Here is a 10884-nt window from a genome sequence, read left to right as displayed (position 1 = left end):
AATTAATTTGCATATCGCTTGACTCCGTACATAACTACGGAAGTAAGCTTAAGCTATCCAAACCAAATTTGAAAGGACAAGCGTATGTCTGAACCACAAAAGTCTGAACCACAAAAGTCTGAACCACAAAAGTCTGAACCACAAAACGGGCGCGGCGCGCTCTTCGCCGGTGGGCTGGCCGCCATTCTTGCGTCGGCCTGCTGCCTGGGGCCGCTGGTTTTGATCGCCTTGGGGTTCAGCGGGGCATGGATCGGCAACCTGACGGTGCTGGAACCCTATCGCCCGATCTTCATCGGCGCAGCGCTGGTCGCGCTGTTTTTCGCCTGGCGGCGCATCTACCGCCCGGCGCAAGCCTGCAAACCGGGTGAGGTCTGCGCGATTCCCCAAGTGCGAGCTACTTACAAGCTCATTTTCTGGATCGTGGCCGCGCTGGTCCTGGTCTCGCTCGGATTTCCCTACGTCATGCCATTTTTCTATTAATCACAGGAGTTCATCATGAAAAAACTGTTTGCCGCCCTCGCCCTCGCTGCCGTTGTTGCCCCCGTGTGGGCCGCCACCCAGACCGTCACGCTGTCCGTGCCTGGCATGACCTGCGCCTCTTGCCCGATCACTGTCAAGCACGCGCTTTCCAAGGTTGAGGGCGTGAGCAAGACCGACGTAAGTTTCGACAAGCGCCAGGCCGTCGTCACCTTCGACGATGCCAAGACCAACGTCCAGAAGTTGACCAAGGCGACCGAGGACGCGGGCTATCCGTCCAGCCTCAAACGCTGATCCGTTAACCGAACTCGGGAGCGACACATGGGACTCATCACGCGCATCGCTGGCAAAACCGGCGCGCTCGGCAGCGTCGTTTCCGCGATGGGCTGCGCCGCCTGTTTTCCTGCCATCGCCAGCTTTGGCGCGGCCATCGGACTGGGCTTCTTGAGCCAGTACGAGGGGCTATTCATTGGCATCCTGCTGCCGATGTTCGCCGGCATCGCGTTACTCGCCAATGCTATCGCTTGGCTCAATCATCGACAGTGGCGACGCACGGCGCTCGGCACGATAGGCCCGATCTTGGTGCTGGCAGCGGTGTTTTTAATGCGGGCTTACGGCTGGCAGAGCGGTGGACTGCTCTATGTCGGCCTGGCCTTGATGGTTGGGGTGTCGGTCTGGGATTTCATCTCGCCAGCACATCGCCGCTGCGGGCCGGACAGCTGTGAATTGCCAGAACAACGTGGCTGACGGCAACAGCCGTAGCCACCACAGAAAAGGAAAAATACATGACCACCCTGAAAATCACCGGGATGACCTGCGACTCGTGCGCGGCTCACGTCAAGGAAGCCTTGGAGAAAGTGCCCGGCGTGCAATCGGCGCTGGTGTCCTATCCGAAGGGCACAGCGCAACTCGCCATTGAGGCGGGCACGTCATCGGATGCGCTGACTACCGCCGTGGCCGGACTGGGCTACGAGGCAACGCTTGCCGATGCGCCACCGACGGACAACCGCGCCGGCCTGCTCGACAAGATGCGCGGCTGGATAGGGGCCGCTGATAAGCCCAGTGGCAACGAACGCCCGTTGCAGGTCGTCGTCATTGGTAGCGGTGGAGCCGCGATGGCGGCAGCACTGAAGGCCGTCGAGCAAGGCGCGCAGGTCACGCTGATTGAGCGCGGCACCATCGGCGGCACCTGCGTCAACGTCGGTTGTGTGCCGTCCAAGATCATGATCCGCGCCGCCCACATCGCCCATCTGCGCCGGGAAAGCCCATTCGACGGCGGCATGCCACCCACACCGCCGACGATCTTGCGCGAGCGGCTGCTGGCCCAGCAGCAGGCCCGTGTCGAAGAACTCCGTCATGCCAAGTACGAAGGCATCCTGGACGGCAATTCAGCCATCACCGTTCTGCACGGTGAAGCGCGTTTCAAGGACGACCAGAGCCTTATCGTTAGTTTGAACGAGGGTGGCGAGCGCGTCGTGATGTTCGACCGCTGCCTGGTCGCCACGGGTGCCAGCCCGGCGGTCCCGCCGATTCCGGGCTTGAAAGAGTCACCCTACTGGACTTCCACCGAGGCCCTGGCGAGCGACACCATTCCCGAACGCCTTGCCGTAATCGGCTCGTCGGTGGTGGCGCTGGAGCTGGCGCAAGCCTTTGCCCGGCTGGGCAGCAAGGTCACGGCCCTGGCGCGCAATACCTTGTTCTTCCGTGAAGACCCGGCCATCGGCGAGGCGGTGACAGCCGCTTTCCGTGCCGAGGGCATCGAGGTGCTGGAGCACACGCAAGCCAGCCAGGTCGCCCATATGGACGGTGAATTCGTGCTGACCACCACGCACGGTGAATTGCGCGCCGACAAGCTGCTGGTCGCCACCGGCCGGACACCGAACACGCGCAGCCTGGCATTGGAAGCGGCGGGGGTAGCCGTCAATGCGCAGGGGGCCATCGTCATCGACAAGGGCATGCGCACCAGTAGCCCGAACATCTACGCGGCCGGCGACTGCACCGACCAGCCGCAGTTCGTCTATGTGGCGGCAGCGGCCGGCACTCGTGCGGCGATCAACATGACTGGCGGCGATGCGGCCCTGGACCTGACCGCAATGCCGGCCGTGGTGTTCACCGACCCGCAGGTCGCCACCGTGGGCTACAGCGAGGCGGAAGCACATCACGACGGGATCGAGACCGACAGTCGCCTGCTAACACTGGATAACGTGCCGCGTGCGCTTGCCAACTTCGACACACGCGGCTTCATCAAGCTGGTCATCGAGGAAGGTAGCGGACGGCTCATCGGCGTGCAAGCGGTGGCCCCGGAAGCGGGTGAACTGATCCAGACGGCGGTGCTCGCCATTCGCAACCGTATGACCGTGCAGGAACTGGCCGACCAATTGTTCCCCTACCTGACCATGGTCGAAGGGCTGAAGCTCGCGGCGCAGACCTTCAGCAAGGACGTGAAGCAGCTTTCGTGCTGCGCCGGATGAGGAAAAGGAGGTGTTCAATGAGCGCCTACACAGTGTCCCGGCTGGCCCTTGATGCCGGGGTGAGCGTGCATATCGTGCGCGACTACCTGCTGCGCGGATTGCTACGGCCGGTCGCGTACACCACGGGCGGCTACGGCTTGTTCGATGACACCGCGTTGCAACGGCTGCGCTTTGTACGGGCTGCCTTCGAAGCGGGTATCGGCCTGGACGCACTGGCGCGGCTGTGCCGGGCGCTGGATGCTGCGGACGGTGACGGTGCGTCTGCGCAGCTTGCCGTGTTGCGGCAACTCGTCGAGCGTCGGCGCGAGGCCCTGGCCAGCCTCGAAATGCAACTGGCCGCCATGCCAACCGAACCGGCACAGCACGCGGAGAGTCTGCCATGAACAGCCCAGAGCACTTGCCGTCTGAGACGCACAAACCGATCACCGGCTACTTGTGGGGCGCGCTGGCCGTGCTCACCTGTCCCTGCCATTTGCCGATTCTCGCCATTGTGCTAGCCGGCACGACGGCCGGCGCGTTCATCGGGGAGCACTGGGGTATTGCAGCCCTCACGCTGACCGGCTTGTTTGTCCTGTCTGTGACGCGGCTGCTGCGGGCCTTCAAGGGAAGATCATGACCGCTTCCCAGCCAGCCGAGAGTGGGCAGCTTTGAGCTTCGCTACCAATCTGGAGGAGTACCACCATGAACGCAAACGCCCCGAACACTGCCAGTTGCACCACCTGCTGCGTATGCTGCAAAGAAATTCCGCTCGATGCCGCCTTCACCCCGGAAGGCGCGGAATACGTCGAACATTTCTGCGGGCTGGATTGCTATGAACGCTTCCAGGCACGCGCCAAGGCCGCGACAGAATCTGACATTGCGCCTGTCCCTGGCGGTTCGCAGCCGTCAGATTGAGGCATACCCTAACTTGATGTCAGATGCCATGTGCAAACGATGTCAGAATAGAGTTAAATTTCCTATTGATTGACATATTCCGTCAAAGGTAATAGATTTCATCCTGACACTTTTGCCTTTGGAGGCATCTTGCAAGGTCAACGCATCGGCTATGTCCGCGTCAGCAGCTTCGACCAGAACCCGGAACGGCAATTGGAGGGTGTTCAGGTGGCGCGGGTGTTCACCGACAAGGCTTCTGGCAAGGACACCCAGCGTCCCGAGCTGGAAAGGCTGCTGGCCTTCGTCCGCGAGGGCGACACCGTGGTGGTGCATAGCATGGACAGGCTGGCACGCAACCTTGATGACCTGCGCCGCATCGTCCAAGGGCTGACACAACGGGGCGTGCGCATGGAGTTCGTCAAAGAAGGGCTGAAGTTCACCGGCGAGGACTCACCGATGGCCAATCTGATGCTGTCGGTCATGGGAGCCTTCGCTGAGTTCGAGCGCGCCCTGATCCGCGAACGTCAGCGCGAGGGAATCGTGCTGGCCAAGCAGCGCGGTGCCTACCGGGGACGAAAGAAATCGCTGAACAGCGAACAAATTGCCGAGTTGAAACGGCGAGTTGCGGCAGGCGACCAAAAAACCTTGGTGGCCCGTGACTTCGGCATCAGCCGCGAAACCTTGTACCAGTACCTGCGGGAAGACTGACCATGCCACGCCGCTCAATCCTGTCCGCCACCGAGCGCGAAAGCCTGCTGGCACTGCCAGATGCCAAAGACGAACTGATACGGCACTACACGTTCAACGAAACCGACCTGTCGGTGATCCGTCAGCGTCGCGGCGCCGCGAATCGATTGGGCTTCGCTGTGCAGCTTTGCTACTTGCGATTCCCTGGCACCTTTTTGGGCGTCGATGAGCCTCCGTTTCCGCCCCTGTTGCGCATGGTGGCCGCGCAACTCAAGATGCCAGTGGAAAGTTGGAGCGAGTACGGCCAGCGCGAACAGACACGGCGGGAGCACTTGGTCGAGCTGCAAACGGTTTTTGGGTTCAAGCCCTTCACCATGAGCCACTATCGGCAAGCCGTGCATACATTGACCGAGCTGGCCTTGCAGACCGACAAAGGCATCGTGCTGGCGAGCGCACTTGTCGAGAATCTGCGGCGGCAGAGCATTATCCTGCCCGCCATGAATGCCATCGAGCGCGCAAGCGCCGAGGCCATCACCCGTGCCAACCGACGCATTTACGCGGCGCTGACCGATTCTTTGTTATCACCCCACCGTCAGCGCCTGGACGAACTTCTCAAGCGCAAGGACGGCAGTAAAGTGACGTGGCTGGCATGGCTGCGCCAGTCGCCTGCCAAACCGAACTCTCGCCACATGCTCGAACATATTGAGCGCCTGAAATCCTGGCAAGCACTTGATCTGCCCGCAGGCATCGAGCGGCAGGTTCACCAGAACCGCCTGCTCAAAATCGCTCGTGAAGGTGGCCAGATGACGCCTGCTGATCTGGCAAAGTTCGAGGTGCAACGACGCTATGCCACGCTGGTAGCGCTGGCCATCGAAGGCATGGCCACCGTCACCGATGAAATCATCGACCTTCACGATCGCATCATCGGCAAGCTGTTCAACGCGGCCAAGAACAAGCATCAGCAGCAGTTCCAGGCTTCCGGCAAGGCGATCAACGACAAGGTGCGGATGTATGGGCGCATCGGTCAAGCGTTGATTGAGGCCAAGCAAAGCGGCAGCGATCCGTTCGCCGCCATCGAGGCCGTTATGCCCTGGGACACCTTCGCCGCCAGCGTCACCGAAGCGCAAACATTGGCGCGGCCTGCCGACTTTGATTTCCTGCACCACATCGGTGAAAGCTATGCCACGCTACGCCGCTACGCGCCGCAGTTCCTGGGCGTGCTCAAATTGCGGGCTGCGCCCGCCGCCAAGGGTGTGCTCGATGCCATCGACATGCTGCGCGGCATGAACAGCGACAGCGCGCGCAAGGTGCCCGCCGATGCGCCAACCGCATTCATCAAGCCGCGCTGGGCAAAGCTGGTTCTGACCGACGACGGCATCGACCGGCGTTACTACGAGTTATGCGCCCTGTCGGAGCTGAAGAACGCGCTGCGCTCCGGTGATGTCTGGGTGCAGGGTTCTCGCCAGTTCAAGGACTTCGACGAATACCTGGTGCCGGTCGAGAAGTTCGCCACTTTGAAGCTGGCCAGCGAATTGCCGCTGGCAGTGGCCACCGACTGCGACCAATACCTGCATGACCGGTTGGAATTGTTGGAGGCGCAACTCGCCACAGTCAACCGCATGGCTGCGGCCAACGACTTACCGGATGCCATCATCACCACCGCGTCAGGCCTGAAGATCACGCCGCTGGACGCGGCAGTACCAGACGCCGCGCAAGCCATGATCGACCAGACAGCTATGCTGCTGCCGCACCTCAAAATCACCGAGTTGCTGATGGAGGTCGATGAATGGACGGGCTTCACCCGCCACTTCACACACCTGAAGACCAGCGACACGGCCAAGGACAAAACCTTGCTGTTGACGACGATCCTGGCCGACGCGATCAACCTGGGTCTGACCAAAATGGCCGAGTCCTGCCCTGGCACCACCTACGCCAAGCTGTCTTGGCTGCAAGCCTGGCACATCCGCGATGAAACCTATTCGACGGCGCTGGCCGAGCTGGTGAATGCGCAGTTTCGGCAACCCTTCGCCGGCAACTGGGGTGACGGCACCACGTCATCGTCGGACGGCCAGAACTTCAGAACCGGCAGCAAAGCAGAAAGCACTGGTCATATCAACCCGAAGTATGGAAGCAGTCCAGGACGGACTTTCTACACTCATATCTCCGACCAGTACGCGCCCTTCAGTGCCAAGGTGGTCAACGTGGGCATTCGTGATTCAACTTACGTGCTTGATGGCCTGCTGTACCACGAGTCGGACTTGCGCATCGAGGAACACTACACCGACACGGCAGGCTTCACCGATCACGTGTTTGGCTTGATGCATTTGCTGGGATTTCGCTTCGCGCCGCGTATCCGTGACTTGGGCGAAACCAAGCTATTCATCCCCAAGGGCGATGCCGCCTATGACGCGCTCAAGCCGATGATTAGCAGCGACAGGCTGAACATCAAGCAAATACGCGCCCATTGGGATGAAATTCTGCGGCTGGCCACCTCCATCAAGCAAGGCACGGTAACGGCTTCGCTGATGCTGCGCAAACTCGGCAGCTACCCGCGCCAGAACGGCTTGGCCGTGGCGTTGCGCGAGCTGGGGCGCATCGAGCGCACGCTGTTCATTTTGGATTGGCTGCAAAGCGTGGAGCTGCGCCGCCGCGTCCATGCGGGGCTGAATAAGGGCGAGGCGCGCAACGCGCTGGCCAGGGCGGTCTTCTTCTACCGATTGGGTGAAATCCGCGACCGCAGTTTTGAGCAGCAGCGCTACCGGGCCAGCGGCCTCAATCTGGTGACGGCGGCCATCGTGTTGTGGAACACGGTATATCTGGAGCGTGCCACCAGTGCTTTGCGTGGCAACGGCACGGCGCTGGACGACACATTGTTGCAATATCTGTCGCCGCTGGGGTGGGAGCACATCAACCTGACCGGCGATTACCTATGGCGCAGCAGCGCCAAGGTCGGTGCGGGGAAGTTTAGGCCATTGCGACCGCTGCCACCGGCTTAGCGTGCTTTATTTAATGAGATGGTCACTCCCTCCTTCCCAGTACTATGCTGAGGACAGGCTTTCATTCGGAGAACCATCATGGAAAACATTGCGCTTATTGGTATCGATCTGGGTAAGAACTCTTTCCATATTCATTGTCAGGATCATCGTGGGAAGGCCGTTTACCGTAAAAAATTCACCCGACCAAAGCTAATCGAATTTCTGGCGACATGCCCGGCAACAACCATCGCGATGGAAGCCTGTGGCGGTTCTCACTTTATGGCACGCAAGCTGGCAGAGTTAGGGCATTTTCCAAAGCTGATATCACCGCAATTTGTCCGCCCATTCGTTAAAAGCAACAAAAATGACTTCGTTGATGCTGAAGCTATCTGTGAAGCAGCATCACGTCCATCTATGCGTTTCGTGCAGCCCAGAACCGAATCTCAGCAGGCAATGCGAGCTCTGCATCGTGTCCGTGAATCCCTGGTTCAGGATAAGGTGAAAACAACTAATCAGATGCATGCTTTTCTGCTGGAATTTGGTATCAGCGTTCCGCGAGGTGCTGCCGTTATTAGTCGACTGAGTACCCTTCTTGAGGACAGTAGTTTGCCTCTTTATCTCAGCCAGTTACTGCTGAAATTACAACAGCATTATCACTATCTTGTTGAGCAGATTAAAGATCTGGAATCTCAGTTGAAACGAAAGTTGGACGAAGATGAGGTTGGACAGCGCTTGCTGAGTATTCCCTGCGTTGGAACGCTGACTGCCAGTACTATTTCAACTGAGATTGGCGACGGGAAGCAGTACGCCAGCAGCCGTGACTTTGCGGCGGCAACAGGGCTGGTACCCCGACAGTACAGCACGGGAGGTCGGACGACATTGTTAGGGATTAGCAAGCGGGGCAACAAAAAGATCCGAACTTTGTTGGTTCAGTGTGCCAGGGTATTCATACAAAAACTGGAACACCAGTCTGGCAAGTTGGCCGACTGGGTCAGGGAGTTGTTGTGTCGGAAAAGCAACTTTGTCGTCACCTGTGCTCTGGCAAACAAGCTGGCCAGAATAGCCTGGGCACTGACGGCGCGACAGCAAACTTACGAAGCATAAAGGCAGAAATACACCAGTTTAAACAATCATTCATCTGGTTTTGCGAATACTGATATTGATGATACTAACGGCCCACCGGCCTGTTGAGGAACCTGTAAAACGGAAAGGCTCATTGAAGCCGTATATTTTCTGGAGGTTCATCAGGCGCGGAACTCATCGAGGCGCGGGAATAAAATCCCATTCAGACGCCGGATAGATTCAAGCAAGCCAACTTGTCGTCAAAATCGGTGTTGCAAAAACGGGAGTGACCATAGATTCCGTTTTCTGAGACGACCCCGTGTAGCGATAAATAGTCATGCGAGAAACGTTGAAGCGCTTAGCAACTGCACCAACTGTCATTTCAGGATCAGCAAGTAAGATTCTAATTTGTTTAACATCTTCTTCAGAAAGTGACGGTTTTCTCCCTCCCACACGGCCCCTTGCGCGTGCAGCTGCAAGGCCTGAGCGCGTTCTTTCAATATTGCGGTTGCGTTCAAAGCTAGAGAATATCGCCATCAGATGCGTATAGATTTCCCCTATAACTGGCGCATTTGTGTCTATTCTGTCCTTGATGGCTATGAAAGTTATTCCGCGTTTCTTCAGGTCGTCGAGTAAAGTAATGACTTGACCCAATGAACCGCCGAGCCGATCTAGTGCCCAAACTACTAGGGTATCTCCCTCGCGCAATGCTTTCAGGCAGTTCTCCAGTTCCGGCGCACCTTTTTTGTCGCGCTTGGGGCCGCTACGTGAGGTCTGATCCTGATAGATTTGCTCACATCCAGCTTTTGTTAGTTCGTCAACCTGGTGCGCCACATCCTGAAGATGCGTAGATTTACGTGCATAGCCGATTTTCATTCTTTTCACGCTAATTAGTTATGGGGTTATTGTTATGTTGATATAGTAACGAGTTTTGTTACATGAGGGGAGTCATTTTTCGGGAGAAGTCAGGACTTTTCAAGACTGTCACAAAAACCATCGTTTTTGATACATTAATTTAACCAATAGGTTGCAGATCAAATCGCCTGTAACAGCCTTTCTGGCTGTTTGTATATAATCATGAAAAAATGGTGAGTAGAGTTTCAGGGTAACAGGGGATGCTTATGTCGGTTTTCCACAACTGGCTACTTGAGATCGCATGTGAGAATTACTTCGTCTACATCAAACGCCTTTCCGCCAACGATACCGGCGCAACAGGTGGTCACCAGGTAGGGCTTTATATCCCTTCAGGTATCGTTGAAAAACTCTTTCCGTCTATCAACCATACCCGTGAACTGAACCCTTCGGTTTTTCTCACCGCACATGTGTCATCGCATGATTGCCCTGACAGCGAAGCCCGGGCAATTTATTATAACAGCCGTCATTTTGGTAAAACCCGGAATGAAAAAAGGATTACCCGCTGGGGTAGAGGCAGCCCACTTCAGGATCCTGAAAATACAGGGGCTCTGACGCTCCTGGCTTTCAAGCTTGATGAGCAAGGGGGGGACTGTAAGGAAGTAAATATTTGGGTATGCGCCAGCACTGATGAAGAGGACGTCATTGAGACCGCTATTGGTGAAGTTATACCCGGAGCGCTTATATCCGGCCCCGCAGGACAGATTCTAGGCGGACTATCTCTACAGCAAGCGCCAGTAAATCATAAATATATTCTACCTGAAGACTGGCACCTGCGCTTTCCGTCGGGAAGTGAAATTATTCAGTATGCAGCCAGCCATTATGTGAAAAATTCCCTTGATCCGGATGAGCAACTTCTTGACCGCCGGCGCGTGGAGTACGACATATTTCTATTGGTTGAGGAACTGCATGTTCTGGATATCATCCGGAAAGGATTTGGCTCTGTGGATGAATTTATTGCGCTGGCCAATTCTGTCAGCAATCGCCGTAAATCCAGAGCCGGGAAGTCGCTGGAACTGCACCTGGAGCATCTATTCATTGAGCACGGCCTGCGACACTTTGCGACGCAGGCCATCACAGAAGGTAATAAAAAACCCGATTTCCTTTTCCCTTCCGCAGGGGCTTACCACGACACTGAGTTTCCCGTAGAAAATCTGCGCATGCTGGCAGTCAAGACTACCTGTAAGGATCGCTGGCGTCAGATACTGAATGAGGCCGATAAAATTCATCAGGTGCATCTGTTTACACTCCAAGAGGGAGTTTCTCTGGCTCAATATCGGGAGATGCGGGAGTCGGGTGTCAGACTGGTCGTGCCATCATCTCTGCACAAAAAATACCCGGAGGCGGTGAGAGCTGAGCTAATGACGCTAGGTGCGTTTATTGCTGAGCTGACAGGGCTTTACGCAGATATTCCATAGATTATCTCC

Annotated in this window: 12 protein-coding genes; 11 read left to right on the top strand and 1 reads right to left on the bottom strand. The window is 57.1% G+C overall.

Annotated features, from left to right (window positions below):
* Positions 1–84 precede the first annotated feature (84 nt).
* The 10 genes from merT to SK39_RS23875 all read left to right on the top strand — a co-directional run bounded on the left by merT (position 85) and on the right by SK39_RS23875 (position 8587).
* Positions 85–480 (top strand): mercuric ion transporter MerT, encoded by a 396-nt coding sequence (gene merT / locus SK39_RS23920; protein ID WP_001294653.1) that lies wholly within the window; start codon positions 85–87, stop codon positions 478–480.
* A gap of 15 nt (positions 481–495) precedes the next feature.
* Positions 496–771: a mercury resistance system periplasmic binding protein MerP gene (merP, locus tag SK39_RS27280; protein ID WP_000732275.1), complete on the top strand. Its 276-nt coding sequence runs from the start codon at positions 496–498 to the stop codon at positions 769–771.
* 27 nt (positions 772–798) lie between these two features.
* Positions 799–1224 carry an organomercurial transporter MerC gene (merC, locus tag SK39_RS27275; protein ID WP_000522996.1) on the top strand — a complete coding sequence of 142 codons (426 nt, stop codon included), beginning with the start codon at positions 799–801 and terminating at the stop codon, positions 1222–1224.
* A gap of 38 nt (positions 1225–1262) precedes the next feature.
* Complete coding sequence (gene merA, locus SK39_RS23905; RefSeq protein ID WP_000209296.1) at positions 1263–2948, top strand: mercury(II) reductase; 1686 nt, start codon at positions 1263–1265, stop codon at positions 2946–2948.
* A gap of 17 nt (positions 2949–2965) precedes the next feature.
* Positions 2966–3331, top strand: coding sequence for a mercury resistance co-regulator MerD (gene merD, locus SK39_RS23900; RefSeq protein ID WP_001277466.1), 366 nt, complete (start codon positions 2966–2968; stop codon positions 3329–3331).
* Positions 3328–3564 carry a broad-spectrum mercury transporter MerE gene (gene merE / locus SK39_RS23895; protein ID WP_001087807.1) on the top strand — a complete coding sequence of 79 codons (237 nt, stop codon included), beginning with the start codon at positions 3328–3330 and terminating at the stop codon, positions 3562–3564. Before merD ends, merE begins: the two co-directional genes overlap by 4 nt.
* Positions 3565–3629: 65 nt before the next feature.
* Positions 3630–3842 carry a DUF3330 domain-containing protein gene (locus tag SK39_RS23890; protein ID WP_000993245.1) on the top strand — a complete coding sequence of 71 codons (213 nt, stop codon included), beginning with the start codon at positions 3630–3632 and terminating at the stop codon, positions 3840–3842.
* A gap of 129 nt (positions 3843–3971) precedes the next feature.
* Positions 3972–4529 carry a recombinase family protein gene (locus SK39_RS23885; protein ID WP_001162012.1) on the top strand — a complete coding sequence of 186 codons (558 nt, stop codon included), beginning with the start codon at positions 3972–3974 and terminating at the stop codon, positions 4527–4529.
* Positions 4530–4531: 2 nt separating this feature from the next.
* Complete coding sequence (locus tag SK39_RS23880; RefSeq protein ID WP_001138073.1) at positions 4532–7504, top strand: Tn3 family transposase; 2973 nt, start codon at positions 4532–4534, stop codon at positions 7502–7504.
* 78 nt (positions 7505–7582) lie between these two features.
* Positions 7583–8587, top strand: a complete 1005-nt coding sequence (locus SK39_RS23875; protein ID WP_000427614.1) for an IS110-like element IS5075 family transposase — start codon at positions 7583–7585, stop codon at positions 8585–8587.
* Positions 8588–8785: 198 nt separating this feature from the next.
* Here the strand turns inward: SK39_RS23875 and SK39_RS23870 are convergent, their stop codons facing one another.
* Positions 8786–9421 carry a recombinase family protein gene (locus SK39_RS23870; protein WP_048217576.1) on the bottom strand — a complete coding sequence of 212 codons (636 nt, stop codon included), beginning with the start codon at positions 9419–9421 and terminating at the stop codon, positions 8786–8788.
* 245 nt (positions 9422–9666) lie between these two features.
* Between SK39_RS23870 and SK39_RS23865 the strand changes: the two genes are divergently transcribed.
* Positions 9667–10875, top strand: coding sequence for a type II restriction endonuclease (locus SK39_RS23865; protein WP_001749969.1), 1209 nt, complete (start codon positions 9667–9669; stop codon positions 10873–10875).
* Positions 10876–10884: the final 9 nt, after the last annotated feature.

The sequence above is a fragment of the Citrobacter sp. BIDMC107 genome (assembly GCF_001037575.1).
GTDB lineage: Bacteria > Pseudomonadota > Gammaproteobacteria > Enterobacterales > Enterobacteriaceae > Citrobacter > Citrobacter freundii.
The sequence above is the reverse complement of the archived record's forward strand: the minus strand, read 5'-3'. Positions and strand labels throughout refer to the sequence as shown.

Excerpts from the sequence above, each read along its gene's own strand:
- merT (WP_001294653.1), top strand. The coding sequence starts at position 85 with ATGTCTGAACCACAAAAGTCTGAACCACAAAAGTCTGAACCACAAAAG.
- merP (WP_000732275.1), top strand. The coding sequence starts at position 496 with ATGAAAAAACTGTTTGCCGCCCTCGCCCTCGCTGCCGTTGTTGCCCCC.
- merC (WP_000522996.1), top strand. The coding sequence starts at position 799 with ATGGGACTCATCACGCGCATCGCTGGCAAAACCGGCGCGCTCGGCAGC.
- merA (WP_000209296.1), top strand. The coding sequence starts at position 1,263 with ATGACCACCCTGAAAATCACCGGGATGACCTGCGACTCGTGCGCGGCT.
- merD (WP_001277466.1), top strand. The coding sequence starts at position 2,966 with ATGAGCGCCTACACAGTGTCCCGGCTGGCCCTTGATGCCGGGGTGAGC.
- merE (WP_001087807.1), top strand. The coding sequence starts at position 3,328 with ATGAACAGCCCAGAGCACTTGCCGTCTGAGACGCACAAACCGATCACC.
- SK39_RS23890 (WP_000993245.1), top strand. The coding sequence starts at position 3,630 with ATGAACGCAAACGCCCCGAACACTGCCAGTTGCACCACCTGCTGCGTA.
- SK39_RS23880 (WP_001138073.1), top strand. The coding sequence starts at position 4,532 with ATGCCACGCCGCTCAATCCTGTCCGCCACCGAGCGCGAAAGCCTGCTG.
- SK39_RS23875 (WP_000427614.1), top strand. The coding sequence starts at position 7,583 with ATGGAAAACATTGCGCTTATTGGTATCGATCTGGGTAAGAACTCTTTC.
- SK39_RS23870 (WP_048217576.1), bottom strand. The coding sequence starts at position 9,421 with ATGAAAATCGGCTATGCACGTAAATCTACGCATCTTCAGGATGTGGCG.
- SK39_RS23865 (WP_001749969.1), top strand. The coding sequence starts at position 9,667 with ATGTCGGTTTTCCACAACTGGCTACTTGAGATCGCATGTGAGAATTAC.